Genomic DNA, 26,315 nt, shown 5'->3' on the forward strand with positions numbered 1-26,315 from the left:
TTGGCCGTTATTCGCTGGCCCTGGCGCAGGCCATCGTGCGCAACCGGGGCGAGCACGAAGTACTGCTGGCGCTGAACGGCATGCTGGCCGACACCATCGAGCCGATTCGCGCCGCGTTCGACGGCTTGTTGCCGCAGGCCAATATCCGCGTGTGGCAGGCCCCGGGGCCGGTGCGCGAGCTGGATGCCGCCAACACCTGGAGGCGCCAGGCCGCGGAATTGCTGCGCGAGGCCTTTCTCGCCAGCCTGAAACCCGATGTCGTGCATGTGTCGAGCCTGTTCGAAGGCTACGGGGACGACGCCGCCACCAGCATCGGCCGTTTCACGGAAAGCTATCCAACCGCAGTCACCCTGTACGACCTCATTCCCCTTCTCAACCCGGATGAGCAGCTCAAGGCCAATGCGTCCTACATGGATTACTACTGGCGCAAGATCGGCCACATCGAACGTGCGCGACTGCTGCTGACCATCTCGGAGTCATCGCGGACCGAGGCATTGAACGCGCTGCATATCCCCGCCGATTCGGCGGTCAACATCTCCAGCGCGGCGGATGCGCGTTTCAAACCGGCGGGCTACACGGATGCGCAGCAAACCTCCCTGTTTTCCGGGTTCGGCATTCAGCGCCCCTTCGTGCTCTATGTCGGTGCTGCTGACCCGCGTAAAAATCTCGAACGCCTCATCGCCGCCTTTGCCGCCCTGCCTCCCGCGTTGCGCGGCCGGCACCAGCTGGTGATTGCGGGTGTATCGGACCAACAGCAGCGCCAAAACCTGCAACTCGCAGCGAAAGGTGCCGGGCTGGATGACGACGCGCTGTGCCTGGCCGGCGAGGTGAGCGACGAGCAATTGCCCGCGCTGTACAACCTGTGCCGACTCTTCGTCTTTCCCTCCCTGCATGAGGGCTTCGGCTTGCCCGCACTCGAAGCCATGGCCTGCGGCGCGGCGGTCATCGCCTCCAACACCTCCAGTCTGCCCGAAGTTGTGGGCCGTGAAGACGCGCTGTTCGACCCAACCGACGAACAAGCGATTGCCAACAAAATGGCGCAGGCGCTGACAGACGCGGATTTTCGGCGCGGCCTGCAGCAACACGGCCTGGAACAGGCACGCCGATTTTCCTGGGACGCCAGCGCCCGGCGCGCCATTGCAGCCTTCGAACAACTGCACGCGCGGCAAACCCCCGAAGCAGCACCAGCGCGCTGCCGCCCGCCGCGCCGCCCCCTGCTGGCCTATGTGTCACCCCTGCCGCCCGAGCGCACCGGCATCGCCGACTACAGCGCCGAACTGCTGCCTGAACTGGCGCGGCATTACGACATCGAGGTCGTCACTCCGCAGGCCGAAGTCACCCACCCCTGGGTGCGGGCCAACTGCCCGGTGCGCAGCGTGGCGTGGTTCCGCGCCAACGCCCCGCGCTACGACCGGGTGATGTACCACTTCGGCAACTCGCCCTTTCACAGCCACATGTTCGATCTGCTGCCCGAAGTTCCGGGTGTGGTCGTGCTGCATGATTTTTTTCTCAGCAGCGTGCAGTGGCACGATGAAGCCCATGGAGTGCGCCGCAACGCCTGGACGCGTGAACTGCAGCATGCCCACGGCTATGCCGCCGTGCGGGAACGCTTTGACTCGCCCGACGCCGCCCATGTGGTGCGGAGATACCCCTGCAACTTGAGCATCTTGCAACACGCGCAAGGCATCATCGTGCATTCCCAGGCCTCCCGTGAACTGGCCAGGCAGTGGTACGGCAGCGATTTTGCCAAAGACTGGACGGTCATCCCTCTGTTGCGAGCCCCTGCGTTGGCGAACGACGCGCCAGACGCACGGCGCAAGGCCCGGCAGGAACTGGGCGTGCCTGATGAAGCCTTTCTGGTCTGCAGCTTCGGCATGTTGGGCCCCTCCAAGGCCAACCACCGCCTGCTGGATGCCTGGCTGGCTTCGCCCCTGGCGCAAAACCCACACTGCCAATTGGTGTTCGTCGGCGAAAACCACGGCGGCGATTATGGTGCGGAACTGCTTGCCGCCATGCAAATGAGTGGGCTGGGTTCTCGCATCTCCATCACCGGCTGGGTCAACGAAGCGGTGTTTCGCCAATACCTGCTTGCGGCCGACATGGCCGTGCAGTTGCGCAGTCGAAGTCGCGGTGAAACCTCCGCAGCGGTGCTGGATTGCATGAACCACGGCCTGCCCACCATCGTCAATGCCCATGGCAGCATGGCCGAGTTACCGGACGACGCCGTGCGGATGCTGCCCGATGAATTGACCGACGCGCAGCTGGCCGAAGCATTAAGCCTCCTGCATGCAGACATCGAACAGCGCCGCACCCTGGGCAGCAAGGCGCAACACATGGTGCGTCAACTCCACGCTCCCTCTGCTTGTGCCGGCCAATACACCGAGGCCATCGAACGCTTTCATGCGCAGGCGCAGGCAGGCTCACAGGCCTTGATTCGCGCCATGGCCAGCCTCGATAACGGGCCGCAGGACGATGCCTCCTGGTTGGGCCTGGTGCATTGCATGGCACGGAATCACCCGCTGCCCCGCCCGACCCGGCAATTGCTGGTGGACGTCACCGCAACCGCCCGCTCGGATTTGAAAACGGGCATCGAGCGCGTGGCGCGCGCCTTGCTGCTCGAATGGCTGCAGCGCCCCCCGGTCGGATTTCAAGTGGAGCCGGTCTGCCTCAACAACGTTGGGTCAAGCTGGCATTACAGATACGCCCGGAGTTTCGCGTCACATCTTCTGGAGTTTCCCCCCGACGCTCTGGCGGATACTCCCGCCGAATACCGGCATGGCGACATCCTGCTCACGCTTGATCTTTCCGGCGATGCGCTTGTCCATGCAGAAAAAGCCGGGCTGTACCGGGAGCTGCGGAACGCCGGGGTCGAAATCTATTGCACGCTTTACGACCTGCTGCCGATCAGGATGCCGCAATTCTTTCCGCCCGGCGCGGACCAGGGATTCTCGGAGTGGCTCAGCGCCATCGCCCGCTGTGCCGATGGCGTCGTTGCCATTTCCAGGTCTGCCGCAAATGATTTCGCCGACTGGATGCGGGTCCATGGTCAACACAGGCCAACACCTTGCAAGCTCGCCTGGTCGCCTCTTGGCGCCGACCTGATGAATTCCGCTGCGACCCGAGGCCTTCCCGGGGAAGCCCCAGCAATCCTTGCGACCCTGTCGGCCAGCCCGAGCTTCCTGATGGTGGGAACGATCGAACCCCGCAAGGGCCATTTGCAGACATTGGCTGCATTTGAAATGCTGTGGGCCAAAGGGGAACAGATCAATCTGGTGATTGTCGGCAAGGAGGGGTGGGTAGGCCTGGACGCATCTGCACGCAGGACCATCCCGGAAATCGTTGAAAGGTTGCATCACCACCCCGAAGCGGGTCGCCGCCTCTTCTGGCTGGAGGGCATCAGCGACGAGTATCTGGAAAAGCTCTACGCCACATGTGCCTGCCTGATTTCCGCATCCGAGGGCGAGGGCTTCGGCCTGCCCCTGACCGAGGCAATGCGGCACAAACGACCCATCATCGCGCGGGACATTCCGGTGTTCCGGGAGGTTGCCGGCTCCAGGGCTCATTACTTCTCCGGAAGCGCCTCCCAAGAACTAGCCAATTCAATCGGGGAATGGCTGACCATGTTCAGAAATAACCGGATTCCAGCGATGCATGACGAGAATCCCCGGACATGGCGTGACAGTGCGAATGGCTTCATTGCGGCGATCATGGGTGGAGAGTGGCCGCTCCATCTCTGCAACGCTGAGCTAAGCAAGAAGGCCCTTGATCGACATCTGGATCTGATTCACCAGGCACGCATAAGCCTCGTAAGCTCCATGTTGCCTGCGGGAAAAGTCATTCTCGATTTGGGGGGGGCAAATTGCCCCCTCTATAAAATGGGTTACCCCCATCCGTTTGATAAGCTCATCCTGATCGATTTGCCGCCAGAGCAGCGCGATTTTTACCGGGAGGTCGTCGTCGATACAGACGGCAATGGCGGTGAGATTGTCATTCAATATTCAGACATGACTGAGCTCGACGATTTTCCTGACGAGAGTGTTGATTTGATTTGGTCAGGCCAAAGCATTGAGCACGTTTCACCTGAAGCTGGACGACGCATGTGCAAATCGGCCTTTCGTGTCCTTCGGAAAGATGGCGCGTTCTGCCTTGATACGCCCAATCGCCAACTGACCGAAATTCATACGCGAGGTATTGGGGGCGGATTCATTCATCCCGAGCACTGCATTGAATATCGCCCCGAACAACTCAAGCAACTATTGCTTGACGCTGGCTTTGTAATCAAGCAGTCGTTAGGAGTATGCGAAATGCCGAATACGTTGGCGACGGGCGAATTCAGTTACGAGGATTTCTTATATGGGCAAAAAATCGTTAACGATGTTTCCAGGGGATATATCCAGTATTTCCATTGCGTGAAGCCATCAATCAAGATTACTTGAGAACGCATCAATAAAGCACGTCAATCCCAATAGCGCAAACTTAGCCGATTTAACAACCCCCTCATATAAGTCGGCACAAAAAATTGGGGTCCACTAAAAATAATATTCAAGGGTGAAAATGAAAGAAATAATTCTAAAATCCAAACTATTTAACCGCCATTGCTACAATGGTAGCTAATATGCAATGTTGGGGAAGGTCTGCACAATTCCACCCGCAGGGGGGCTGACGGGTTAAACAAGGATGTGAACTGCACCGATGAGCGTCGTCATGCATCAAATTGAGCTGGGACTGAACCTTGTGGCCAGGAAGATCCGCCAAGCGGGTGTTTCTCGATAGGATGAACCAAGTCGTGCCGTGGGCTGCGCTGGTGGCGCTGATTGAGCCGTCCGGTCCTGCCCCTTGGACTCTGTGCGGCCGCCGTTTGCGATCGAGATCATGCTGCGTATTCACTTTTTACCGCAAGGGTTCACCCTGAGCGATCCAGCGATGGCAGACACCCTGTTCGACGTGCCGCTGTGCCGGGAGTTTGCCCTGCTGCCAGCGGGGCAAGTGCGACTGCCCAATGAGAGCACCATCCTGCACTTTCACCACCCACTCGAGCGGCATGGCTTGGCAGCGCAGATGCTGCAGACTGTGCATGCCATCCTTGCCGGGTGGGAACTGCTGCTCATGCATCAGCGATTTCCTTGCGGTAATCATCGTCAAAAAATGTCAACTGCAGCATTTAATCGAAATTGAGTGAAAGAAATGAGAAACGAATCGGAAAGCGAAGCGCATGACAAAAGTTACTATGAGGTTGCTAAATCGGGCTCGTTAGCAGACCGAGCAATGATCATTGCGCGAAAAAAAATCTATCAAGATTTCACATACTATTGCCACCCTGGGGCAAACGAAACAATTCTGGATGTCGGCGTGTCCGACGTTATTCAGGGCAGCGACAATATAATTGAGCGTTTAAGTCCCGTCCCGACTCAAATTACAGCGGCTGGCTTAGGCGAGGGTGTCGATTTCAGGAAAGCTTTCCCAGACATTAACTATGTCAGGATCGAATCAGGAACGGAATTACCATTTGCAGATAAAACATTTACGATTGCAACTGCCAATGCGGTGCTTGAACACGTAGGCTCTATCGACGGCCAACGCCGATTCATAGGACAACTTTTGCGCGTTGCGGAACGTGTTTTTTTATCAGTACCCAACAGATTCTTTCCCATCGAGCACCATACCGCGATTCCATTTTTGGCGTGGAATGATTCAACCTTTCGCCTTGGTTGTAAAATTTTAGGAAAAGAAATCTGGGCAGATCAAAATAATCTTATTCTGATGAGCCGGTCCGGCCTGCGATCATTGCTTCCCAGGCCTGAAAAATGGGTTGTCGGCTACACAGGAATTAAATTTGGACCTTTGTCATCGAATCTGTTCGCATATTCTTGTCAGAAACTAAATGTATAAATATGAAACCTCGCATTGCCGTATTAGTGCCATGTTACAATGAAGAGGTTGCCATTGCAAAAGTGGTATGCCATTTTCAAATGGCTTTACCTGGCGCGATAATTTATGTTTATGACAATAACTCCAAGGATCACACCGCTGATGTGGCGCGGGCTGCCGGCGCAGTCGTGCGGCAGGAAACCCAGCAGGGCAAGGGGCATGTCGTCCGCCGCATGTTCCGTGACATCGATGCCGACTTTTACCTGATGGTGGATGGCGACGATACTTATCAAGCAAGTGTGGCGCCAGAGATGCTGGCCCTCGCGCAATCTGGCCCATTTGACCTCGTCAACTGTGTTCGTCAGGAAACCGAAGGCGATGCCTATCGCAATGGACATCGCTGGGGTAATGCCATGCTGACTGGGGTGGTACGTAGTATTTTTGGTGACCGCGTGCAGGATATGCTTTCGGGTTACAAGGTCTTTTCACGCCGATTTGTCAAATCCTTCCCCGCTTTGTCGCAGGGGTTCGATATCGAAACCGAACTCACTGTGCATGCACTTGAGCTATCAATGCCGGTGGCACATGCACAAGGCCGTTATAAAGGCCGGCTGGAAGGATCGGAAAGCAAATTGCACACTTACCGCGATGGGTGGCGCATTTTGATGATGATTCTCAAGTTGGTGCGACATGAGCGCCCATTGTTCTTTTTCGGGGCCATTTCAGGCCTGCTTGCGGCTGCTTCCGTCCTGATCTCGCTACCCGTTGTGCTCACCTATGTGGAAACAGGACTGGTACCCCGCCTGCCAACCGCCGTGCTTTCTACCGGCATTATGTTGCTGGCCGCACTCAGCCTGTTGGCTGGCATCATTCTCGACACGGTGACAAGAGGCCGGCGCGAGGTCCGCTTATTGGCTTACTTGCAACACCCGCCTTTCCCTTCGACCGACGAATGCTGCGCCCCTGCGCAGCGCACCTGAAGCCGCACGCATGGTGCAACGATCTGAAGGCCAATTCGAATCCCAAGGCGGGGCGAAAACGCCAGCCCAACCAGCAGGCACAGCAACAATGCCAGGAGGCCTTCGCCGCCAGATCCTGCGCTTCGGCATCGTTGGTGCGGTTGGCTTTGTCGTCAACGTAGGCATGGTGGAATGGTTAGCCCGCTCCATCGGCCCCATCTGGGCGCAGGTGCTGGCGTTTCCCGTGGCGGCCAGCGTGACGTGGTGGCTCAATCGACGCTACACCTTCGGAGTCAGTCGACAGGCTTGGCACAGGGAGTGGCTGCATTACATTTTAGCTAATGCATTCGGTTGGGCGGTCATTAATGGTGTTTATTTTCTCTTGGTCTTGCATTTCACCTTGATGTACCGCCACCCGTCGTTGGCACTCGCAGTTGGAGCAGTGCTTGGAATGGCACTGAATTTTGCCGCCTCCAAATGGATTGTTTTTAAATGATTACATCAAAGAAAAATACAAACGCATGGCTTGTTTTGCTTTTAATTTGCCTGGTTTTTGGGGGGGCTGTATCTGTTCATCTTGGGCAAGATGCAAATTGGGATCTCAAGAACTATCATCTTTATAATGCTTGGGCTTATCTTCATAATAAGCTATCAGCAGATCTATTCGCAGCTGGTACTCAAAGCTATTTTGCGCCACTGTTAGATTTGCCCTATTATTTTCTCTCGATTCGTTGGTTCCCCAATTCACCACGACTTGTTGCATTTGTCATGGGGTTGCCGTACGGCTTGCTCTTGTTTATCGTTTTCACGATGGCGTGGATTATCATCGGGCAATTTGAAGTGTCATCCACAAAAAAAGCTCTCTTGAGCGCGCTCACAACGGCCTTTGGCGTGACGGGTGTTGCAACGATTTCCCAAGTCGGGACAACATTCAATGAAATTCCTACGGCAACTACGACCCTTGCAGGTTTGCTCTTCATCCTCATCGCAGTTGCAAGATCAAACGTAAGCGGAATTAATAAAGACATCAATAAGTATTTAATTATTTCAGGCCTCTTATTTGGCGCGGCAGCTGGGCTAAAGCTAACCGCCTGCATCTATGCACCCGGCGCTGCGGTTGTAGCTGCAGCGATCAATGGGAGTTTTCGGCAACGATTTTCTCGGATTCTTATTTTTTCTACGGCATGGGTTATTGCTTTTTTAATATTATGGGGTCCTTGGGGCTTAAGTTTATATAAACTGACAGGCAACCCATTTTTCCCGCTTTTCAACTCAATCTTTCAGTCGCCATGGATTGCCTCTTCCGGGGGGGTCGATCTGAGATTCATACCCAAGGACATAACTAAGGCCCTTTTTTACCCGTTTTACTGGGCCGACAACCCAACAATGACAGTCATGGAGCCGAGGTTTGCGGACCCAAGGTTTGCAATCACGTTCGCCTTATTTTTTCTGTCTTTTCTTTTATATGTGCCAACGCTCTTGCGTCGATTTTCTCGACATGTCCAAAGCCCCTATAATTTCACTCCAGTTGATAGCATCCTACTCTTTTCCGCAATTTCATACCCGATATGGGAGGCGTTATTTTCAATTCTTAGATATGCCGCGACGCTAGAGAGTATTCTTGGTTTGATACTATTTGCACTTATAACCAAAATTATCGCGACATTCAAAGGCCGATCGAGCTATGCGGTGCCGTTTATCCTGATTGCCGGCGCATTGATTGGCGCAAGTGCGTTTACAAAATACCCTGAATGGGGACGCGTACCATATTCTCGCAAAGTTTTTGAAATTAAGGCGCCCATTGTGCCTAATAATTCTTTGATCTTATTCATTGGTAAGCCTATAGCGTACCTGGCGCCATTTTTGGCGCAGGGCAGAGAAAATATTGATTTCGTTGGGATAACAGGTACCACACTGGGTTCTGCGGACTATGAGCTTGGAAAAATGGTTCGGAGCAAAATTGCAGGATGGAACGGCCCCATTTTTTATGTTGCTAGAAAAGAGACTTTGGATTCTTCGCGTGCGCTAAAAAGTTTTTTTCTTTATCCGGCTGGCAACTGCGACCACATAGACAGCAATATTGATGAAGTGGCTTATATGTGCCCCGCGACAAAAATACCCAATGATTTCGCTTGGCCTACATTGTCTGGAAGTCATAATTATCCGCTAGGTCATTTGATCGATATGTCGGGAACTGGAGATGGACGAGGGTATGTTAGTGACGGGTGGTCTTCTCCGGAAGCTTGGGGTACTTGGTCTGACGCAAGCACTGCAGGCCTTGTCCTGCGCCTTCCCAGCATTCCGTCAGGCAGCTTGGGACTCGAATTCATGTCGCACGCTTTTGTCGTGCCAGCACACCCGGCTTTGCGGGTTGACGTTTTGGTCAATGGGCAGGCGGTGCACACTTTTGAATACCGCTATCCTCAGGACGCCAGCAACAGCCTCCGTTCGGTGACGATTCCCCCCAATCTGCCAGCCAAGCGCAATGGGGTACTTAAGATCGAGTTCCAAATGTCTAACCTTGCTTCGCCGTCTGCGCTTGGATTGAGTGCGGACGGCCGGAAATTGGGCTTGGGCATGGTGTGGCTGAAGCTTTCCGCCATGCCAAAGCAGTAAATTGATCTTCTCCTTTTGTTCTCTGTTGATTCATTTTCAAATTCGCATGAATAACTCTCAATCAGCCATCATCACCGGCATCACCGGCCAAGACGGTGCTTACCTGGCCGAGTTGCTCCTGGCCAAGGGCTACGCCGTCTACGGCACCTACCGCCGCACCAGTTCCGTCAACTTCTGGCGCATCGAGGAATTGGGCATCGCCCAGCATCCCAATTTGCACCTGGTCGAGTTCGACCTCACCGACATGGGCTCGGCCATCCGCCTGCTGCAGGCCAGTGAGGCCACCGAGGTGTACAACCTCGCGGCGCAGAGCTTTGTCGGGGTCTCCTTCGACCAGCCCCACACCACGGCCCAGATCACCGGCATCGGCCCCTTGAACCTGCTGGAGGCCATTCGCATCGTCAACCCCAAGATCCGCTTCTACCAGGCCAGCACCTCGGAGATGTTCGGCAAGGTGCAGGCCATTCCCCAGGCGGAGGACACGCCCTTCTACCCGCGCAGCCCTTACGGTGTGGCCAAGCTCTATGCCCACTGGATGACGGTGAACTACCGCGAGAGTTACGGCATCTTTGGCGCCAGCGGCATTCTGTTCAACCATGAGTCCCCACTGCGTGGGCGCGAGTTCGTCACCCGCAAGATCACCGACAGCCTGGCCAAGATCAAACTCGGCAAGCAGGATGTGCTGGAGCTGGGCAACCTGGATGCCAAGCGCGACTGGGGCTATGCCAAGGACTATGTGGACGGCATGTGGCGCATGCTGCAGGCCGATGCGCCCGACACTTATGTGCTGGCCACCAACAGGACGCAGACGGTACGCGACTTCGTCCGCCTGGCGGCCAAGGCTGCGGGCATCGCGCTGCAGTGGCAAGGCCAGGCCGAGCAGGAGCGCGGCATCGACGCCGCTAGTGGCAAAGCCATCGTCACCATCAACCCCAAGTTCTACCGCCCGGCCGAGGTGGAACTGCTCATTGGCAACCCGGCCAAGGCCAAGGCCAAGCTGGGCTGGGAGCCGAGCACCACGCTGGAGCAGCTTTGCGCCATGATGGTGGAGGCGGACTTGCGCCGGAATGCGGCGGGGGCGTCGTTCTGAATGCGCGCAACTATTGCTCCGGCCCTATGAAGTATTAAGCAGCGTAGCGAACGCGCCGGTCCTGGAAGTAGCGCATCACACGCTGCGGGTTTTGTTCCAGCATCGCCATATGGTCGTTCGCAGCTTCGCGTAATTTGGCCTTGGTTCGCACCGGCACGTGTTTGCCCATTTCCTGTTTGAGATCGGCGTTGAGCCTCTCCTCAGGGTTGAGTTGGGGGCTGTAACTGGGCAGGTAAAACAGCTCGATCTGCGCGTGATGCAAGGCCACCCAAGCCTTCACCAACTTGCTGTGATGCACCCTCAGGTTGTCCAGAATCAGGAATACCTTCCTGCCTGCATCCTTGATCAAGGCCTGCAAGAACTCGATCAGCTTGTCGGCGTCAAACGCCTCGTCGATGATCATCCAGCGGGTCTTGCCCTGGTTGGTGACCGTGGCGATCATCGAGAGCTTCTGGCGCGTCCCGCCCACCGCCATCGCCACCGGTGTTTTGCCCGCAGGGGCAAAGCTTCTGCCGCGCACGTCCGTGTTGACCAGCGCGGTTTCGTCTCCCCAGTGGATTTCCCCGCCCTCAGCCCTGGCGCGCTGCTCGATGGCGGGGTATTCGCCCTCCAGCCAAGCCTGCACCGCCGCGGGGCTTTGCTCGTAGGCTCGCTTGATCGGCTTTTGTGGCGTAAAGCCCCAGCGGGTGAGGTACTTTCCAACGCTGCGCACCTGCAGTTTGATGTCGAACTCTTGTTCAATGAGTTGCATCACCGCAGCGCGGCTCCACAGGTGAAAGTCCATCTTGAGTTGCTCAGGACGCGTGTCAATGATCAGGCGCTGGATCGTCTCTTCTTGCGCTTGACTGAGCACCCGACCGTCGCCTCTGGCGCGTCNCAACTTGCGCTGCACCGCGCGCAGCACAATGCCCAGGATCGTGCGCTGACGCTTGATGCAGCGCTGCAAGCGCCGATACTGCTTGGCATGGGCATAGCCGCCAGCCTTGAAGCGCAAGCCTTTGCCTTCCTTGGCATAGGTCTGCTTGAGCGCGATGCCCGCCTGTTTGGCTGCACGCACCACCTTGTGGCGCGCAATCTCCAGCAGGCGGCTGTCGGTGGGGTGGGCAACAGCCTTCTCCTGCACCGTGGTATCGACGATCACCCGCTGCAGTTCCTGGGGCTGCACGGCCTGGATCGTCACGGCGGTGTCGATGGTGGCTTTGAGCAGCTCTTCCAGCCCGTCTTCGCCCAGGGCGCGGCGAAAGCGCCCGATCTGGGTGGGGTCGCACGGCGGGCGATGCTCAAAGTACACCCGTCCGCTGAAGAACTGCCACAGCACGTTCTCGCTCCAGCGCACCACCAGGTCCTCATCGCTCAGGTTGAAGGTGTGCTTCAGATACAGCAGGCTGATCATCAACCGCAGAGGCAGCCGGGGGCGTCCGGCGGGACTGGCGCCTGCGCCCACCAGCGACTGTGTAGGGCCGAACAGGTCGTGCCCTTCGAGGACTGCACCCTGCCGCGCCTGGTGTTCAAACTTGACGGCCAGCGCCGCTTCCAACTGCGCCCACGGTAGCCGCGTGGCCAGCACTGCCAGGGGATCGTTCAGGTGGATCATGGCGTCGATGCGGCTGCGGAAAAAGTCGGGCGTGGTCATCCTCAAATCCCTCAGAAATCAGTTTCTCCAATAACGCTTCTCAAGGGATTCGGTGCACAGAAAAACAGAAAACTGTGAGCATTCATGCGGGCTGGCGGGGTTTTGCAGGGCCGACGACGTAATGGCACGATCCACCGAAGTACCTCCATGCCTGCTCGTGCAGTTCGGCCCAGACCTGCTGGCTGGACTTCCACACGACGCGCCGGAAGCTGCGCCGCGAGTAGCGCAGCGTGGCCACGAACAGCCGCGGCTTGCGATAGCGGTCGGTGCCGGGCACAAGCGTGGGGGCGCCCTCGCCGTAGTCGACCTGCATCTCCTCGCCGGGCACAAAGCTCAGGCGGTCGAACTGCTCGGGCTCCTTGTGGCGCAGGCGCGCGGCGAAGCGCTTGACCGAGTTGTACGCGCCGCCGAATGCGTACTGGTCAACCAGGTCCTGGTCGATCGCCATGGCGTTGCGCTGCAGGCGCAGCTGCGCCTCGATGAACGCGCGGTGCGGCTCGCACGCCGACGCCGTGGCGGCCGCCGGAGTCGGTGGCCGGGGTGGAGCAGTTTGCTCTTCCGAGTCGGTGGCCACCCCGGGGCAGTTTGGCCGCTCGGCGGCAAAGCGCTGCTGGTAGGCGCGGATCGTGTGGCGCGAAATGCCCGTGATGCGGGCGATCTCGCGCTGCGTCGCTCCCTTGCCCAACAGGGTCCAGATCGTGGTTTGGAGATGTGGCTTCAAGACGTTCAACTGTGAGTCCCCGAGACGTGCAAGGGGACAGAAAGTAACGTCCTGCCAGTGTGGCCTCCGGCTACGGCGACGCGCCGCTCATCGCGTCAAATCGCCGTGGCCAGGGTGGAGCAGTTTGACCTGGCCACAAGTGGAGCAGTTTGGGTGGCCATCAGGGCACGCAACGGTGCAGCGGGTGCTGGCGCAGGCCGGGCTACCGCACTGCGGGGCGATCCAGCGAGCATCAATGATCGAGCCCTACCTGCCGTTCGTGCTGCGCACGCTGGAGAAATTCCCCACGCTGACTGCGGCGCGCTTGTACGCGATGGTGCGCGAGCGCGGGTACGCGGGGGCGCCGGACCACTTCCGCCACCGCATCGCGCTGCACCGGCCGCGCCCGGCGCCCGAAGCCTACTTGCGGCTGCGCACGCTGCCGGCTGAACAAGCCCAGGTGGACTGGGCTCACTTTGATCACATGGAGATCGGGCGCGCCCGCCGCCCGCTCATGGGCTTCGTGATGGTGCTGTCGTACTCGCGCGCGATCTACCTGCGCTTCTTCCTCGACGCGCGCATGGAGAGCTTCCTGCGTGGGCACCTCGGCGCGTTCCACGCCTGGTGCGGGGTCCCGAAGGTCCTGCTCTACGACAACCTGCGCTCGGCGGTGCTCGAGCGCGCGGGAGATGCCATCCGCTTCCACCCGACGCTCTTGGCCTTCGCCGCGCATTATCGCTACGAGCCGCGCCCGGTGGCCGTGGCGCGCGGCAACGAGAAGGGTCGGGTCGAGCGCGCGATCCGCTACATCCGCGATGCCTTCTTCGCCGGGCGCGAGTTCGACAGCCTGGCCGACCTCAACCATCAGGCCCAGGTCTGGTGCCGCACCCAGGCGGCCGAGCGGGCTTGCCCCGAGGATCGGGACCTGCGCGTGCGCGAAGCCTTCGCGCGCGAGCAGCCGCTGCTGCTGGCGTTGCCCGCCGAACCCTATCCGGTCGAGGAGGTGGTGGTGGCCCGGGTGGGCAAGACGCCCTACGTGCGCTTCGACCTCAACGACTACTCGGTGCCCCACACCCACGTGCGCCGCGCCGTGACGGTGCGCGCCGACACCACCCAGGTCCGGGTGCTCGACGGCGATCAGGTGCTGGCCATCCACCGCCGCAGCTTCGATCGCGGCGGACAGATCGAGGAGCCGCGCCACATCGAGGAGCTCAAGCAGCGCAAGGCTGCGGCGCGCCAACACCGGGGCGTCAACAGCCTCACGCGCGCCGTGCCGGCGGCGCAGGCGCTGCTGGAGCGCGCGGCCGCCGCCGGCGCGCACATCGGCGCCATCACCCGGGAGATGGAGCACCTGCTCGAGCGCTTCGGCGCGCCCGATCTGCAGGCCGCCATCCTGGAGGCGCTGGACGGCGGCGTGGCCCACCCCAACGCCGTGCGCGTTTGCCTGGAGCGGCGACGCCTGCAGCGCGGCGCGCCAGCGCCCGTGGCCTCCTGCCTGCCCGAGCACGTGCGGAACAAGGACGCCGCGGTGCGGCCGCACCCGCTCGACACCTACGACCAACTGACCCTGGAGAACGACGATGACGATCAGCCCGAACAGTCCTGATTCTCTGCTGCGCCGCGCCCAGGCGCTGCACCTGAGCGGCCTCGCCGAGCACTGGGGCGAGGCGGCCGGCGCGCCCTGGGTGCCGGCGCTGCTGCAGTGGGAGGAGGACGCGCGCGCCCAGCGCTCGCTGTGCCGGCGCATAGCCCAAGCGAAGCTGGGCCGCTTCAAGGCACTGGCCGACTTCGACTGGAAATGGCCCCGCCGCATTGACCGCGGCGCCATCGAGGATCTCATGCAACTGCGCTTCGTCAAGGAGGCCGTCAACGTCGTGCTCATCGGCCCCAACGGCGTGGGCAAATCCACCCTGGCGCAGAACCTGGCCCACCAGGCGCTCGTACACGGTCACACGGTGCTGTTCAAGCCCGCCGGCGACATGCTCGGGGAACTGGCCGCCCTGGACAGCGACTCCGCCCTGAGGCGGCGCCTGCGCCACTACGCGGCCCCCGACGTGCTGGTCATCGACGAGGTCGGCTACCTCTCCTACTCCAACCGCCACGCCGATCTGCTGTTCGAGCTCATCAGCCGGCGCTACGAGAAGCGCTCGACCATCGTGACCACCAACAAGCCCTTCGCACAATGGTCCGAGGTGTTCCCCAACGCCGCCTGCGTGGTCTCGCTGGTCGACCGCCTGGTCCATCACGCCGAAGTCGTGTCCATCGATGCGAACTCGTATCGCCTCAAGGAGGCGCGCGAGCGCACCGAGACCCGGGCGGGCAAGCGCCGAGGCCCCAAGAGCGGCGGCGAGGCCGCATCATGAACCGCCCCCCACTGCTGCCCTCTGGGCTGCGGCGCGGCGTGGCCTTCCTCGTGCCCGACACCTGGAGCGCTGAGCAGGCACTGGCCGTGTTCGAACTGCTCGACGATCTGCGCGAGGTGATCGGAACGCGCTACATCGTCGACCTCCAGAGCGCGCTGCGCGAGCAGCGCGAACCCAACCGCGATCCGCGCCAGCCCGACTTGCCCTTCGCCGTGCCCGACGACGACTTCTGAACGACACCGACCACAACAACGGGGCCGGCAGGCCCCCTGTTGTGTCAGCCTCTGGACAGCGCCTCGGCGCCGGATATGCGCGGATTTACAAAGCCGTCAACACACGGGCTATGCCATTGAAATGCGAGTGAACCCGGCATTTGTGCGCGCCAATGAAATTCCAGTTTTACGCGGCTCCCACGAAAAACTGACGCAAGCCACAGGTTTTGCCCCGCGTTTTGCGCTGAACGATACGTTGGACTGGATGCTGACCAGCGACCCCGTGTAGCCGTCAGATGTACAACATCGTTTGACTTCATGGCTGGGCTTGAGTCGGCGGTGTCAAACAACGTTTGACAGGAACCAGCCATGGAAGTGACGCTGAAGAACATGAGTAACAGCACGGCGCTGATCATGTCCCCAACCGCCAAAGCACGAAAAGCAGCCCAATCCTGGCGCTCTTGAATGCAGAGGGCTGGAAGCCAGATTTGCGCAGGAATGCGGCGGGCGTCGTTTTGAACCAGAGCTGAATGCCGAGAGCGGGGGTGTGGAGTATTCTTTCCTGACTGGAAGATGATTGCGAGGGTTGAACCATGCTACAAACGATTGAGGTTGAAATCGACATGCAGGGGCGAATGCGCCGCGTCGGTGGCGGCGGGCCCCTGCCAGCAGGCCGCGCCTTGTTGACCCTGCTGACGCCTCCGGCCAATGAAGCCGCCTTGCTTTCAGAAGCAGCCTTGGCCGAAGACTGGCTCAAACCCGAAGAGGATGCAGCATGGGCTCACTTGCAGCCGGTCAGGTCGTAGTGTTGCCATTTCCGTTCTCCGATTTGTCGCGGAACAAATATCGGCCAGCATTGGTGTTGGCCGATACCGGCCGTGGCGACTGGATTGCCTGTCAGATCACCAGCAATCCATATGCCGATCCTCGTGCCCTTGCATTGACGGCGCAAGACTTCGATCACGGCAGTCTTGCGCATATGAGTTATGTCCGTCCCGGCAAGTTATTCACCGCCCATGAAGACTTGATTGATCATTCAGTCGGCACTGTCAATCTGGATTTTCTGCAAAAGGCGCGGGAAGCGGTCATTCTGGTCATCCGAGGGTAACGTGTGCCTGGATTGCGGGGCGGTCTCGATTTGGTGCACATCGTTTTCCTGCTGGGGCGCCGTTTTGAGTGGGCCTCCCCTGCTAAAATGACCACTTTCAATGACCATCTGGAGGGGCCATGCAATCGACCATCGCCGTTGGTGCCTTCAAGGCGCGGTGTCTCAAACTGCTCGATGAGGTCGCCCAGAGCCATGAGGAACTGATCCTGACCAAGCGGGGCCGCCCCATCGCCAAGGTGGTGCCCATCCCTGCGACACACCCGCTTTTCGGCGCCATGCGGGGTTCTGTGCAGCATGCTGGCGACTTGATCGCCCCCATCGGCGATAACTGGGAAGCCGGAGCCGCGCCTTGAGCGATGTGCTGCTCGATACGCATGCGTGGGTCTGGCTGCTGGAGGGCGATGCGCGCTTGGGTGCAAGAGCGGTTTCGAGCATTGAGGCCGCGGCACGAACAGGCGCCGTTTGGGTGAGTGCCATCAGCCCCTGGGAAGTGGGCATGCTGGTGGCCAAACAGCGCTTGGTGTTCACGCACGATGTGCTGGACTGGGTGCAGGAAGCCCTAGCCCAAGCCGCATTACGCCTTGCGCCGCTGACGCCCGACATCGCGGTGGGCAGCACGCGCCTGCCCGGCGAGATCCATGGCGACCCGGCCGACCGTTTGCTCGTGGCGACCGCACGCAAACTGGGGGTGGCCCTGGTCACGGCCGGCGAAGCGCTGCTGACCTATGGTCGTGCAGGGCACGTGCACACCATCGACGCACGGGAATAAAGCGAACATGCTCGCAGATGGCGGGCAAAGAAGACGACATTGAGCGAAACCATTCTGATCACCGGTTTGCAAGGATTTACCGGACGCTATCTGGCCAGCGCTTTGCGTAAACGCGGCGCCAGGACCGTGGGTTTGGTGCAGAGCGCGGCTGGTGTCGAACTCGGGAGCACCGATGCAGTCTATTGCGATCTGACCGACGCGCAGGCCGTGCGTGCCGCCGTCGCCCAGGTGCGGCCCACCCAGGTGGGGCATCTGGCAGCGCTTTCGTTCGTCGGGCATGCCGAAGCGGCGGGCGCCGCTCATCGAGTTGGGTAACCTGGACGTGGCGCGGGACTTCTCGGATGTGCGCGATGTGGTGGGCGCTTATGCGGCCTTGCTCGACGGCCCTGTGCAGGGCAAGCTGTTCAACATTTGCAGCGGCAAGGCCGTAGCGCTGCGCGACGTCATTGCCGCGATGCAGGCGCTCACGGTGTCGATGGCGGTCGAAATCCGCGTAAATCTGGCGCCGAGGGGTAGCGAAGGCGTGGCGCCGTCGGCAATTGGTGGGTACTGACGGATCGTTGAACGCGGGGTTGAACGCTGGGCGCGTCGGAGGGAGCCCGTAGGGCGAGCGCAGACGCGCCCAGCCTGGGAACGGCGACGGGGGCATGCCCCGAGCGCGTGGTAGAACGGTTGGTCGCCGAAGAACAACAGGCGCGACACCGGCTCGAACTTGGCGGTTTGCATCCGGTGCCGCGCCTCCCCAAGCCCCCAGGCGGAGCGGACCCATGCAGGCCCGCCGTCGGGAGATGCGGACTGTCAGTATCGCACCTCCCGACGACACGCGTCACGTCCTGGCGGCGAGGGCTTCGGCACCAGCCGGAGCGCCGATGCCAGAGCATGCCGCTGAGCACGATCAGACGCAGCCGCCTAGCCGCCTGTACCTGTGCGGGCGGTGCCGGGCGCATCGTAAGCGGCTAGCCGTTCCACCTTGAACAGCGGATGGATAGCGGCCAACATGGTGTCCACGTATGTCTGAGGTGGACGCCATGCAAATCAAGAGTGCGCCGCGGCGGCGCCACGCCGCTGAACTCAAGGCCAGGGTGCTTGCCGCGTGCGGCGAGCCCGGCGCCTCGGTGGCGGCCATTGCGCGCGCCTACGACCTCAACGCCAACCTCGTGCGCAAGTGGCGCCGTGGCGTAGCGCCAGCGGCCCGGCCGCCGGCATCACCCAGCAGCGCAGGCCACGGCGCAGGCGAGTTCATCGCGCTGGCTTTGCCAAGTCGTGAGGCCGTCCCAACAGCGCTGGCAGACATCCGCATCGAACTGCGCCGGGGTGCCACGAGCGTTGCCGTGAGCTGGCCCCTGGCGGCTGCCGATCAGTGCGCGGCGTGGCTTCGCGGTTGGCTACGATGATCCGCATCGATCAACTGTGGCTGGCCGTTGAGCCGCTGGACATGCGCGCCGGCACCGAGCGTTTGCTCGCCCGCGTGGTGCAAGTGTTCGGCTCGGCCCAGGCCCATCACGGCTACCTGTTCGCCAACGCACGCGCCACCCGCATCAAGCTGCTCGTGCATGACGGCTTCGGCGTGTGGTGTGCGGCGCGGCGCTTGAACGACGGCCGTTTCGTGTGGCCGCGCGAGGTTCCCACCGCGGCCGCGCCGATGACCTTGACGCAGCTGCAATTTGACGCCTTGGTGCTCGGATTGCCCTGGCAGCGGCTGGAGCAAATGCGGGTGATCACACGCATGTGATGGCGGCTGATCGCACGGATGGGATTGGACATTGAGAAGCAGCGCGGCGGCTATTCGGACATGTCCGAATAGCCGCGCCAATGCTGGCTTTGCACAAGACGCGCATGCTCAATGTGCACGAACTCAAAGCCCAGGACCTGTATGGTCTGAGCCCCGTCGCGCTGACCGAAATCGCGGAGCAAATGCTCCAGCACATCGACGAGCAAAGCCGGCACATTGCAGCCCAAGCGCAGGACATCAAGTTCCGTGACGCCAAGATCGAGCGCATCACGTTCGAGCTGGCGCGCCTGAAGGCGTGGAAGTTCGCGGCCAAGACTGAAGCCATGAACGCCGAGCAGCGCCAACTCTTCGAGGAGACACTCGCCGCCGACGAGGCCAGCCTCGAGGCACAGCTCGAAGCGCTGCAGGCGCAGGCTGGCGCGCAGCCCGATGTGGTGCCACAAGAACCGCGACGCCGCCCCAAGCGGCAGGCCCTACCCGAACACTTGGTGCGTGTCGAACATCAGCACGAGCCCGAGGACACCACCTGCCCATCTCCGGATTGCGGCCAGCCGATGGTGCGCGTGGGCGAAGACGTGAGCGAGCGCCTGGACATCGTGCCGGCGCAGTTCTTCGTGCACCGCCACATCCGTGGCAAGTGGGCCTGCCGCTGCTGCGAGCTGCTGGTGCAAGAGCCGGTGGCGCCGCAGATCATCGACAGCGGCATGCCCGCCGCCGGCCTGATGGCGCACACCCTGGTCAGCCGCTTCGTCGACCACCTGCCGTACTACCGCCAGGAGCAGATCAACGCCCGCTCAGGCGTGCACACGCCGCGCTCGACGCTGGCGGCATGGTCCGGGCGCGGTGGCGCCGCATTGCAGCCGCTGTTCGACGCGCAGCGCGAGTTCGTGCTCGGTGCGCAGGTGCTGCACGCCGACGAGACGCCGGTGAACATGCTCGACCCTGGGGCGGGCAAGACGAGACGAGCCTACGTCTGGGCCTACGCGCGCAGCGGCTTCGATGCGTTGCCGGGCGTGGCCTATGACTTCTGCGTCGGGCGCGGTGCCAAGTACCCGATGGCCTTCTTGCAAGGCTGGTCGGGCACGCTGGTGCGCGACGAGTTCAAGGGCTACGAGAGCGTGCTCAAGCCCGATGGGAGGACGGCGGCCGGCTGTCTTGCCCACGCCAGGCGCAAGTTCGACGAGCTGATCAAGGTCAACCAGAGCCCGGTGGCTACGCAGGCGTTGCAGCGCATCGCCTGGCTCTACCGCATCGAGCGCGAGGCGCGGGACTTGACCGAAGAAGAACGGCTTGCCATGCGGCAAGCCCGCTCGAAACCACTGTGGGAGGAATTGCACGTCTGGCTGCGGCTGGAGCGAACGCATGTGCCCGAGGGCAGCGCGATCGCCGGCGCCATCGACTACAGCCTCAACGCCTGGACAGCGTTGACGGCCAACCTGAACGACGGCATGGTGCAGGTCGACAACAACCACATCGAGAACCTGATGCGGCCCTGGGCAATGGGACGCAAGGCGTGGCTGTTCGCCGGCAGTGAACTGGCGGGCCAGCGCGCCGCCGTCGTGATGAGTCTGGTGCAATCGGCCAAGCTCAATGGGCATGATCCGTGGGCCTACCTCAAGGACGTTCTGACGCGGCTGCCCACACACATGAACAGCCGCATCGAGGAGCTGCTGCCGCATCGCTGGCAGCCAATGGGCTGAGGTCGTCGCCGACCTGCGCGCACGCTGCGGTCAACTCGTCAAGGTGGGGTGGCTAGCCGCTTACTCCACTGCTGCAGCGCAGCCAGCGCTTTGGGGGAAGAGTCGACGGAGGGAGATTGGGCCGCCGCCTGCAACTTGCGCTGCACCGCGCGCAGCACAATGCCCAGGATCGTGCGCTGACGCTTGATGCAGCGCTGCAAGCGCCGATACTGCTTGGCATGGGCATAGCCGCCAGCCTTGAAGCGCAAGCCTTTGCCTTCCTTGGCATAGGTCTGCTTGAGCGCGATGCCCGCCTGTTTGGCTGCACGCACCACCTTGTGGCGCGCAATCTCCAGCAGGCGGCTGTCGGTGGGGTGGGCAACAGCCTTCTCCTGCACCGTGGTATCGACGATCACCCGCTGCAGTTCCTGGGGCTGCACGGCCTGGATCGTCACGGCGGTGTCGATGGTGGCTTTGAGCAGCTCTTCCAGCCCGTCTTCGCCCAGGGCGCGGCGAAAGCGCCCGATCTGGGTGGGGTCGCACGGCGGGCGATGCTCAAAGTACACCCGTCCGCTGAAGAACTGCCACAGCACGTTCTCGCTCCAGCGCACCACCAGGTCCTCATCGCTCAGGTTGAAGGTGTGCTTCAGATACAGCAGGCTGATCATCAACCGCAGAGGCAGCCGGGGGCGTCCGGCGGGACTGGCGCCTGCGCCCACCAGCGACTGTGTAGGGCCGAACAGGTCGTGCCCTTCGAGGACTGCACCCTGCCGCGCCTGGTGTTCAAACTTGACGGCCAGCGCCGCTTCCAACTGCGCCCACGGTAGCCGCGTGGCCAGCACTGCCAGGGGATCGTTCAGGTGGATCATGGCGTCGATGCGGCTGCGGAAAAAGTCGGGCGTGGTCATCCTCAAATCCCTCAGAAATCAGTTTCTCCAATAACGCTTCTCAAGGGATTCGGTGCACAGAAAAACAGAAAACTGTGAGCATTCATGCGGGCTGGCGGGGTTTTGCAGGGCCGACGACGTAATGGCACGATCCACCGAAGTACCTCCATGCCTGCTCGTGCAGTTCGGCCCAGACCTGCTGGCTGGACTTCCACACGACGCGCCGGAAGCTGCGCCGCGAGTAGCGCAGCGTGGCCACGAACAGCCGCGGCTTGCGATAGCGGTCGGTGCCGGGCACAAGCGTGGGGGCGCCCTCGCCGTAGTCGACCTGCATCTCCTCGCCGGGCACAAAGCTCAGGCGGTCGAACTGCTCGGGCTCCTTGTGGCGCAGGCGCGCGGCGAAGCGCTTGACCGAGTTGTACGCGCCGCCGAATGCGTACTGGTCAACCAGGTCCTGGTCGATCGCCATGGCGTTGCGCTGCAGGCGCAGCTGCGCCTCGATGAACGCGCGGTGCGGCTCGCACGCCGACGCCGTGGCGGCCGCCGGAGTCGGTGGCCGGGGTGGAGCAGTTTGCTCTTCCGAGTCGGTGGCCACCCCGGGGCAGTTTGGCCGCTCGGCGGCAAAGCGCTGCTGGTAGGCGCGGATCGTGTGGCGCGAAATGCCCGTGATGCGGGCGATCTCGCGCTGCGTCGCTCCCTTGCCCAACAGGGTCCAGATCGTGGTTTGGAGATGTGGCTTCAAGACGTTCAACTGTGAGTCCCCGAGACGTGCAAGGGGACAGAAAGTAACGTCCTGCCAGTGTGGCCTCCGGCTACGGCGACGCGCCGCTCATCGCGTCAAATCGCCGTGGCCAGGGTGGAGCAGTTTGACCTGGCCACAAGTGGAGCAGTTTGGGTGGCCATCAGGGCACGCAACGGTGCAGCGGGTGCTGGCGCAGGCCGGGCTACCGCACTGCGGGGCGATCCAGCGAGCATCAATGATCGAGCCCTACCTGCCGTTCGTGCTGCGCACGCTGGAGAAATTCCCCACGCTGACTGCGGCGCGCTTGTACGCGATGGTGCGCGAGCGCGGGTACGCGGGGGCGCCGGACCACTTCCGCCACCGCATCGCGCTGCACCGGCCGCGCCCGGCGCCCGAAGCCTACTTGCGGCTGCGCACGCTGCCGGCTGAACAAGCCCAGGTGGACTGGGCTCACTTTGATCACATGGAGATCGGGCGCGCCCGCCGCCCGCTCATGGGCTTCGTGATGGTGCTGTCGTACTCGCGCGCGATCTACCTGCGCTTCTTCCTCGACGCGCGCATGGAGAGCTTCCTGCGTGGGCACCTCGGCGCGTTCCACGCCTGGTGCGGGGTCCCGAAGGTCCTGCTCTACGACAACCTGCGCTCGGCGGTGCTCGAGCGCGCGGGAGATGCCATCCGCTTCCACCCGACGCTCTTGGCCTTCGCCGCGCATTATCGCTACGAGCCGCGCCCGGTGGCCGTGGCGCGCGGCAACGAGAAGGGTCGGGTCGAGCGCGCGATCCGCTACATCCGCGATGCCTTCTTCGCCGGGCGCGAGTTCGACAGCCTGGCCGACCTCAACCATCAGGCCCAGGTCTGGTGCCGCACCCAGGCGGCCGAGCGGGCTTGCCCCGAGGATCGGGACCTGCGCGTGCGCGAAGCCTTCGCGCGCGAGCAGCCGCTGCTGCTGGCGTTGCCCGCCGAACCCTATCCGGTCGAGGAGGTGGTGGTGGCCCGGGTGGGCAAGACGCCCTACGTGCGCTTCGACCTCAACGACTACTCGGTGCCCCACACCCACGTGCGCCGCGCCGTGACGGTGCGCGCCGACACCACCCAGGTCCGGGTGCTCGACGGCGATCAGGTGCTGGCCATCCACCGCCGCAGCTTCGATCGCGGCGGACAGATCGAGGAGCCGCGCCACATCGAGGAGCTCAAGCAGCGCAAGGCTGCGGCGCGCCAACACCGGGGCGTCAACAGCCTCACGCGCGCCGTGCCGGCGGCGCAGGCGCTGCTGGAGCGCGCGGCCGCCGCCGGCGCGCACATCGGCGCCATCACCCGGGAGATGGAGCACCTGCTCGAGCGCTTCGGCGCGCCCGATCTGCAGGCCGCCATCCTGGAGGCGCTGGACGGCGGCGTGGCCCACCCCAACGCCGTGCGCGTTTGCCTGGAGCGGCGACGCCTGCAGCGCGGCGCGCCAGCGCCCGTGGCCTCCTGCCTGCCCGAGCACGTGCGGAACAAGGACGCCGCGGTGCGGCCGCACCCGCTCGACACCTACGACCAACTGACCCTGGAGAACGACGATGACGATCAGCCCGAACAGTCCTGATTCTCTGCTGCGCCGCGCCCAGGCGCTGCACCTGAGCGGCCTCGCCGAGCACTGGGGCGAGGCGGCCGGCGCGCCCTGGGTGCCGGCGCTGCTGCAGTGGGAGGAGGACGCGCGCGCCCAGCGCTCGCTGTGCCGGCGCATAGCCCAAGCGAAGCTGGGCCGCTTCAAGGCACTGGCCGACTTCGACTGGAAATGGCCCCGCCGCATTGACCGCGGCGCCATCGAGGATCTCATGCAACTGCGCTTCGTCAAGGAGGCCGTCAACGTCGTGCTCATCGGCCCCAACGGCGTGGGCAAATCCACCCTGGCGCAGAACCTGGCCCACCAGGCGCTCGTACACGGTCACACGGTGCTGTTCAAGCCCGCCGGCGACATGCTCGGGGAACTGGCCGCCCTGGACAGCGACTCCGCCCTGAGGCGGCGCCTGCGCCACTACGCGGCCCCCGACGTGCTGGTCATCGACGAGGTCGGCTACCTCTCCTACTCCAACCGCCACGCCGATCTGCTGTTCGAGCTCATCAGCCGGCGCTACGAGAAGCGCTCGACCATCGTGACCACCAACAAGCCCTTCGCACAATGGTCCGAGGTGTTCCCCAACGCCGCCTGCGTGGTCTCGCTGGTCGACCGCCTGGTCCATCACGCCGAAGTCGTGTCCATCGATGCGAACTCGTATCGCCTCAAGGAGGCGCGCGAGCGCACCGAGACCCGGGCGGGCAAGCGCCGAGGCCCCAAGAGCGGCGGCGAGGCCGCATCATGAACCGCCCCCCACTGCTGCCCTCTGGGCTGCGGCGCGGCGTGGCCTTCCTCGTGCCCGACACCTGGAGCGCTGAGCAGGCACTGGCCGTGTTCGAACTGCTCGACGATCTGCGCGAGGTGATCGGAACGCGCTACATCGTCGACCTCCAGAGCGCGCTGCGCGAGCAGCGCGAACCCAACCGCGATCCGCGCCAGCCCGACTTGCCCTTCGCCGTGCCCGACGACGACTTCTGAACGACACCGACCACAACAACGGGGCCGGCAGGCCCCCTGTTGTGTCAGCCTCTGGACAGCGCCTCGGCGCCGGATATGCGCGGATTTACAAAGCCGTCAACACACGGGCTATGCCATTGAAATGCGAGTGAACCCGGCATTTGTGCGCGCCAATGAAATTCCAGTTTTACGCGGCTCCCACGAAAAACTGACGCAAGCCACAGGTTTTGCCCCGCGTTTTGCGCTGAACGATACGTTGGACTGGATGCTGACCAGCGACCCCGTGTAGCCGTCAGATGTACAACATCGTTTGACTTCATGGCTGGGCTTGAGTCGGCGGTGTCAAACAACGTTTGACAGGAACCAGCCATGGAAGTGACGCTGAAGAACATGAGTAACAGCACGGCGCTGATCATGTCCCCAACCGCCAAAGCACGAAAAGCAGCCCAATCCTGGCGCTCTTGAATGCAGAGGGCTGGAAGCCAGATTTGCGCAGGAATGCGGCGGGCGTCGTTTTGATGCGGCCAAGGTCTATGCCCCGCATGCCCCACCAAGTTTGACGTCACTCGGTTTTTGGCATATCTTTTTGCTATGTATTGCATGGGGGCCCTATGGAAACGGCAAAAGTGTTCTGGTCTGGCCGGTCGCAAGCGGTGCGTTTGCCCAAGGCCTTTCGGTTCGAAGGTGACGTGGTGCGGATACGGCGGCATGGCGCGGCGGTGATTCTTGAGCCCGTCCCGACCGACTGGGCTTGGCTTGATGCGCTTGCTGGTACCTTGGATGCCGACTTCATGCAGGCGGTTGCGGCGCAACCTGCACCGCAGGAGCGGCAAGAGTTGACGGCACTCTTCCCCTGATGCGCTTCCTGCTCGACTCCAACGCCGTCATTGCGTTGCTGAACCATCCGACTGGCCCGGTCTCGCAACGTGTTCGGCAGTATCGGCCAGTGGACATCGGTTTGCCGTCCATCGTGATGCACGAGTTGTATTTCGGTGCCTTCAAGAGCCAGCGGACCGAGAGGAATTTAGCCATCGTCGATGGCTTGCGTTTTGAGGTGGTTCCGTTCGATCAGGACGATGCGCGCCGGGCCGGAGAGATTCGGGCGGCACTGGCGGCGCAAGGAACACCCATCGGCGGGTATGACGTCCTGATCGCAGGCCAGGCCAGTGCCCGCGGCTTGACTCTGGTATCTCGCAATTTGCGTGAGTTTGCACGCGTGGAAAGTCTCCAGGCCGAGAACTGGGAAGCCGAGGCTTGACCCAGGACGCAGACTTCAAAAGCCTCGGTGGCGTGCGCTATTTTGCTCCAGCATGAAAGCAGCCCCCAACCGCCAAAGCACAAAAAGCAGCCCAATCCTTGCGCTCTCGAATGCAGAGGGCTGGAAGCCAGATTTGCGCAGGAAT

Annotated in this window: 25 protein-coding genes and 6 pseudogenes; 26 read left to right on the forward strand and 5 right to left on the reverse strand. The window is 61.7% G+C overall.

Features of this window, described 5'->3' with window-relative positions; all coding sequences use genetic code 11:
* The first annotated feature begins 80 nt into the window (after positions 1 to 80).
* From THIX_RS08645 to gmd, 7 genes and pseudogenes are all read left to right on the forward strand, one after another.
* On the forward strand, positions 81 to 4,436 hold the full coding sequence (locus tag THIX_RS08645; protein ID WP_233224469.1) for a glycosyltransferase: 4,356 nt from the start codon (positions 81 to 83) through the stop codon (positions 4,434 to 4,436).
* A gap of 268 nt (positions 4,437 to 4,704) precedes the next feature.
* A pseudogene (locus THIX_RS24090) lies at positions 4,705 to 5,106 on the forward strand (transposase); the annotation flags it as partial.
* 78 nt (positions 5,107 to 5,184) lie between these two features.
* Positions 5,185 to 5,889 carry a methyltransferase gene (locus THIX_RS08655; RefSeq protein ID WP_112485917.1) on the forward strand — a complete coding sequence of 235 codons (705 nt, stop codon included), beginning with the start codon at positions 5,185 to 5,187 and terminating at the stop codon, positions 5,887 to 5,889.
* 2 nt (positions 5,890 to 5,891) lie between these two features.
* A complete protein-coding gene (locus THIX_RS08660; RefSeq protein WP_112485918.1) occupies positions 5,892 to 6,848 on the forward strand; it encodes a glycosyltransferase family 2 protein in 957 nt (318 codons plus the stop codon).
* A 10-nt stretch (positions 6,849 to 6,858) separates the two neighbouring features.
* A complete protein-coding gene (locus tag THIX_RS08665) occupies positions 6,859 to 7,323 on the forward strand; it encodes a GtrA family protein (protein ID WP_112485919.1) in 465 nt (154 codons plus the stop codon).
* Positions 7,320 to 9,443, forward strand: coding sequence for a hypothetical protein (locus THIX_RS22955; protein WP_146748485.1), 2,124 nt, complete (start codon positions 7,320 to 7,322; stop codon positions 9,441 to 9,443). The genes THIX_RS08665 and THIX_RS22955 overlap by 4 nt, the downstream gene beginning before the upstream one ends.
* A gap of 46 nt (positions 9,444 to 9,489) precedes the next feature.
* Positions 9,490 to 10,533 (forward strand): GDP-mannose 4,6-dehydratase, encoded by a 1,044-nt coding sequence (gene gmd / locus THIX_RS08675; protein ID WP_112485921.1) that lies wholly within the window; start codon positions 9,490 to 9,492, stop codon positions 10,531 to 10,533.
* Between the two features lie 34 nt (positions 10,534 to 10,567).
* Here the strand turns inward: gmd and THIX_RS24095 are convergent.
* From THIX_RS24095 to THIX_RS08685, 3 pseudogenes are all read right to left on the reverse strand, one after another.
* A pseudogene (locus THIX_RS24095) lies at positions 10,568 to 11,398 on the reverse strand (IS630 family transposase); the annotation flags it as partial.
* Positions 11,399 to 11,410: 12 nt separating this feature from the next.
* Positions 11,411 to 12,166 (reverse strand): annotated as a pseudogene (locus THIX_RS24810) (transposase); the annotation flags it as partial.
* Positions 12,167 to 12,278: 112 nt separating this feature from the next.
* Positions 12,279 to 12,896 (reverse strand): annotated as a pseudogene (locus THIX_RS08685) (IS21 family transposase); the annotation flags it as partial.
* On the opposite strand from THIX_RS08685, the gene istA (THIX_RS08690) reads away from it, so the two are divergent.
* The 13 genes from istA (THIX_RS08690) to THIX_RS08750 all read left to right on the forward strand — a co-directional run bounded on the left by istA (THIX_RS08690) (position 12,814) and on the right by THIX_RS08750 (position 20,750).
* On the forward strand, positions 12,814 to 14,472 hold the full coding sequence (gene istA / locus THIX_RS08690) for an IS21 family transposase (protein ID WP_233224470.1): 1,659 nt from the start codon (positions 12,814 to 12,816) through the stop codon (positions 14,470 to 14,472). The pseudogene THIX_RS08685 and the gene istA (THIX_RS08690) sit on opposite strands and share 83 nt — an antisense overlap.
* On the forward strand, positions 14,447 to 15,229 hold the full coding sequence (gene istB, locus THIX_RS08695) for an IS21-like element helper ATPase IstB (RefSeq protein ID WP_112485924.1): 783 nt from the start codon (positions 14,447 to 14,449) through the stop codon (positions 15,227 to 15,229). Before istA (THIX_RS08690) ends, istB (THIX_RS08695) begins: the two co-directional genes overlap by 26 nt.
* The gene (locus THIX_RS08700) at positions 15,226 to 15,462 is read left to right on the forward strand and encodes a hypothetical protein (RefSeq protein ID WP_112485925.1); all 237 of its coding nucleotides are present in this window, start codon (positions 15,226 to 15,228) and stop codon (positions 15,460 to 15,462) included. Before istB (THIX_RS08695) ends, THIX_RS08700 begins: the two co-directional genes overlap by 4 nt.
* Positions 15,463 to 15,583: 121 nt before the next feature.
* Positions 15,584 to 15,730 (forward strand): hypothetical protein, encoded by a 147-nt coding sequence (locus THIX_RS23765; protein ID WP_199195255.1) that lies wholly within the window; start codon positions 15,584 to 15,586, stop codon positions 15,728 to 15,730.
* Positions 15,731 to 16,034: 304 nt separating this feature from the next.
* Positions 16,035 to 16,247 (forward strand): hypothetical protein, encoded by a 213-nt coding sequence (locus THIX_RS08710; protein WP_112485926.1) that lies wholly within the window; start codon positions 16,035 to 16,037, stop codon positions 16,245 to 16,247.
* Positions 16,217 to 16,549 (forward strand): type II toxin-antitoxin system PemK/MazF family toxin, encoded by a 333-nt coding sequence (locus THIX_RS08715; RefSeq protein ID WP_112485927.1) that lies wholly within the window; start codon positions 16,217 to 16,219, stop codon positions 16,547 to 16,549. The genes THIX_RS08710 and THIX_RS08715 overlap by 31 nt, the downstream gene beginning before the upstream one ends.
* 119 nt (positions 16,550 to 16,668) lie before the next feature.
* On the forward strand, positions 16,669 to 16,902 hold the full coding sequence (locus THIX_RS08720) for a type II toxin-antitoxin system Phd/YefM family antitoxin (protein ID WP_112485928.1): 234 nt from the start codon (positions 16,669 to 16,671) through the stop codon (positions 16,900 to 16,902).
* 5 nt (positions 16,903 to 16,907) lie between these two features.
* The gene (locus tag THIX_RS08725) at positions 16,908 to 17,318 is read left to right on the forward strand and encodes a type II toxin-antitoxin system VapC family toxin (protein WP_233224731.1); all 411 of its coding nucleotides are present in this window, start codon (positions 16,908 to 16,910) and stop codon (positions 17,316 to 17,318) included.
* Between the two features lie 39 nt (positions 17,319 to 17,357).
* Positions 17,358 to 17,633 carry an NAD-dependent epimerase/dehydratase family protein gene (locus tag THIX_RS08730; protein ID WP_112485930.1) on the forward strand — a complete coding sequence of 92 codons (276 nt, stop codon included), beginning with the start codon at positions 17,358 to 17,360 and terminating at the stop codon, positions 17,631 to 17,633.
* Positions 17,626 to 17,871: a hypothetical protein gene (locus THIX_RS08735; RefSeq protein ID WP_146748486.1), complete on the forward strand. Its 246-nt coding sequence runs from the start codon at positions 17,626 to 17,628 to the stop codon at positions 17,869 to 17,871. The genes THIX_RS08730 and THIX_RS08735 overlap by 8 nt, the downstream gene beginning before the upstream one ends.
* 475 nt (positions 17,872 to 18,346) lie before the next feature.
* A complete protein-coding gene (locus THIX_RS08740; RefSeq protein ID WP_233224471.1) occupies positions 18,347 to 18,712 on the forward strand; it encodes a transposase in 366 nt (121 codons plus the stop codon).
* Positions 18,709 to 19,050 carry an IS66 family insertion sequence element accessory protein TnpB gene (tnpB, locus tag THIX_RS08745; RefSeq protein WP_112485933.1) on the forward strand — a complete coding sequence of 114 codons (342 nt, stop codon included), beginning with the start codon at positions 18,709 to 18,711 and terminating at the stop codon, positions 19,048 to 19,050. The genes THIX_RS08740 and tnpB overlap by 4 nt, the downstream gene beginning before the upstream one ends.
* A gap of 104 nt (positions 19,051 to 19,154) precedes the next feature.
* Entirely contained in the window at positions 19,155 to 20,750 is a 1,596-nt protein-coding gene (locus THIX_RS08750; protein WP_112488269.1) for an IS66 family transposase, read from the forward strand.
* Between the two features lie 47 nt (positions 20,751 to 20,797).
* Here THIX_RS08750 and THIX_RS08755 read toward each other — a convergent pair.
* Positions 20,798 to 21,637: pseudogene (locus tag THIX_RS08755) on the reverse strand (transposase); the annotation flags it as partial.
* A gap of 112 nt (positions 21,638 to 21,749) precedes the next feature.
* A pseudogene (locus THIX_RS08760) lies at positions 21,750 to 22,367 on the reverse strand (IS21 family transposase); the annotation flags it as partial.
* Here THIX_RS08760 and istA (THIX_RS08765) point away from each other — a divergent pair.
* The 6 genes from istA (THIX_RS08765) (at position 22,285) to THIX_RS08790 (ending at position 26,170) form a co-directional block, all read left to right on the forward strand.
* Positions 22,285 to 23,943: an IS21 family transposase gene (gene istA, locus THIX_RS08765; protein ID WP_233224470.1), complete on the forward strand. Its 1,659-nt coding sequence runs from the start codon at positions 22,285 to 22,287 to the stop codon at positions 23,941 to 23,943. The pseudogene THIX_RS08760 and the gene istA (THIX_RS08765) overlap by 83 nt on opposite strands.
* The gene (gene istB, locus THIX_RS08770) at positions 23,918 to 24,700 is read left to right on the forward strand and encodes an IS21-like element helper ATPase IstB (RefSeq protein WP_112485924.1); all 783 of its coding nucleotides are present in this window, start codon (positions 23,918 to 23,920) and stop codon (positions 24,698 to 24,700) included. The genes istA (THIX_RS08765) and istB (THIX_RS08770) overlap by 26 nt, the downstream gene beginning before the upstream one ends.
* Positions 24,697 to 24,933: a hypothetical protein gene (locus THIX_RS08775; protein ID WP_112485925.1), complete on the forward strand. Its 237-nt coding sequence runs from the start codon at positions 24,697 to 24,699 to the stop codon at positions 24,931 to 24,933. Before istB (THIX_RS08770) ends, THIX_RS08775 begins: the two co-directional genes overlap by 4 nt.
* A 121-nt stretch (positions 24,934 to 25,054) precedes the next feature.
* Positions 25,055 to 25,201: a hypothetical protein gene (locus THIX_RS23770; protein WP_199195255.1), complete on the forward strand. Its 147-nt coding sequence runs from the start codon at positions 25,055 to 25,057 to the stop codon at positions 25,199 to 25,201.
* Between the two features lie 322 nt (positions 25,202 to 25,523).
* Complete coding sequence (locus tag THIX_RS08785; RefSeq protein WP_112485934.1) at positions 25,524 to 25,769, forward strand: antitoxin; 246 nt, start codon at positions 25,524 to 25,526, stop codon at positions 25,767 to 25,769.
* A complete protein-coding gene (locus THIX_RS08790) occupies positions 25,769 to 26,170 on the forward strand; it encodes a type II toxin-antitoxin system VapC family toxin (protein WP_112485935.1) in 402 nt (133 codons plus the stop codon). The genes THIX_RS08785 and THIX_RS08790 overlap by 1 nt, the downstream gene beginning before the upstream one ends.
* The last annotated feature ends 145 nt before the right edge of the window (positions 26,171 to 26,315 follow it).

The sequence above is a fragment of the Thiomonas sp. X19 genome, assembly GCF_900089495.1.
Classification (GTDB): Bacteria; Pseudomonadota; Gammaproteobacteria; order Burkholderiales; family Burkholderiaceae_C; genus Thiomonas_A.

What these genes read in the sequence shown, in the direction of transcription:
- THIX_RS23770 (WP_199195255.1), top strand. Translation starts at nt 25,055, where the DNA reads ATGCGAGTGAACCCGGCATTTGTGCGCGCCAATGAAATTCCAGTTTTA.
- THIX_RS23765 (WP_199195255.1), top strand. Translation starts at nt 15,584, where the DNA reads ATGCGAGTGAACCCGGCATTTGTGCGCGCCAATGAAATTCCAGTTTTA.
- THIX_RS08645 (WP_233224469.1), top strand. Translation starts at nt 81, where the DNA reads ATGCTGGCCGACACCATCGAGCCGATTCGCGCCGCGTTCGACGGCTTG.
- istB (WP_112485924.1), top strand. Translation starts at nt 14,447, where the DNA reads ATGACGATCAGCCCGAACAGTCCTGATTCTCTGCTGCGCCGCGCCCAG.
- THIX_RS08720 (WP_112485928.1), top strand. Translation starts at nt 16,669, where the DNA reads ATGCAATCGACCATCGCCGTTGGTGCCTTCAAGGCGCGGTGTCTCAAA.
- THIX_RS08750 (WP_112488269.1), top strand. Translation starts at nt 19,155, where the DNA reads ATGCTCAATGTGCACGAACTCAAAGCCCAGGACCTGTATGGTCTGAGC.
- istB (WP_112485924.1), top strand. Translation starts at nt 23,918, where the DNA reads ATGACGATCAGCCCGAACAGTCCTGATTCTCTGCTGCGCCGCGCCCAG.
- THIX_RS08660 (WP_112485918.1), top strand. Translation starts at nt 5,892, where the DNA reads ATGAAACCTCGCATTGCCGTATTAGTGCCATGTTACAATGAAGAGGTT.
- THIX_RS08790 (WP_112485935.1), top strand. Translation starts at nt 25,769, where the DNA reads ATGCGCTTCCTGCTCGACTCCAACGCCGTCATTGCGTTGCTGAACCAT.
- istA (WP_233224470.1), top strand. Translation starts at nt 12,814, where the DNA reads ATGCGGGCGATCTCGCGCTGCGTCGCTCCCTTGCCCAACAGGGTCCAG.
- THIX_RS08700 (WP_112485925.1), top strand. Translation starts at nt 15,226, where the DNA reads ATGAACCGCCCCCCACTGCTGCCCTCTGGGCTGCGGCGCGGCGTGGCC.
- THIX_RS08715 (WP_112485927.1), top strand. Translation starts at nt 16,217, where the DNA reads ATGGGCTCACTTGCAGCCGGTCAGGTCGTAGTGTTGCCATTTCCGTTC.
- gmd (WP_112485921.1), top strand. Translation starts at nt 9,490, where the DNA reads ATGAATAACTCTCAATCAGCCATCATCACCGGCATCACCGGCCAAGAC.
- THIX_RS08710 (WP_112485926.1), top strand. Translation starts at nt 16,035, where the DNA reads ATGCTACAAACGATTGAGGTTGAAATCGACATGCAGGGGCGAATGCGC.
- THIX_RS08740 (WP_233224471.1), top strand. Translation starts at nt 18,347, where the DNA reads ATGCAAATCAAGAGTGCGCCGCGGCGGCGCCACGCCGCTGAACTCAAG.
- THIX_RS08655 (WP_112485917.1), top strand. Translation starts at nt 5,185, where the DNA reads ATGAGAAACGAATCGGAAAGCGAAGCGCATGACAAAAGTTACTATGAG.
- THIX_RS08665 (WP_112485919.1), top strand. Translation starts at nt 6,859, where the DNA reads ATGGTGCAACGATCTGAAGGCCAATTCGAATCCCAAGGCGGGGCGAAA.
- istA (WP_233224470.1), top strand. Translation starts at nt 22,285, where the DNA reads ATGCGGGCGATCTCGCGCTGCGTCGCTCCCTTGCCCAACAGGGTCCAG.
- THIX_RS08785 (WP_112485934.1), top strand. Translation starts at nt 25,524, where the DNA reads ATGGAAACGGCAAAAGTGTTCTGGTCTGGCCGGTCGCAAGCGGTGCGT.
- tnpB (WP_112485933.1), top strand. Translation starts at nt 18,709, where the DNA reads ATGATCCGCATCGATCAACTGTGGCTGGCCGTTGAGCCGCTGGACATG.
- THIX_RS08775 (WP_112485925.1), top strand. Translation starts at nt 24,697, where the DNA reads ATGAACCGCCCCCCACTGCTGCCCTCTGGGCTGCGGCGCGGCGTGGCC.
- THIX_RS22955 (WP_146748485.1), top strand. Translation starts at nt 7,320, where the DNA reads ATGATTACATCAAAGAAAAATACAAACGCATGGCTTGTTTTGCTTTTA.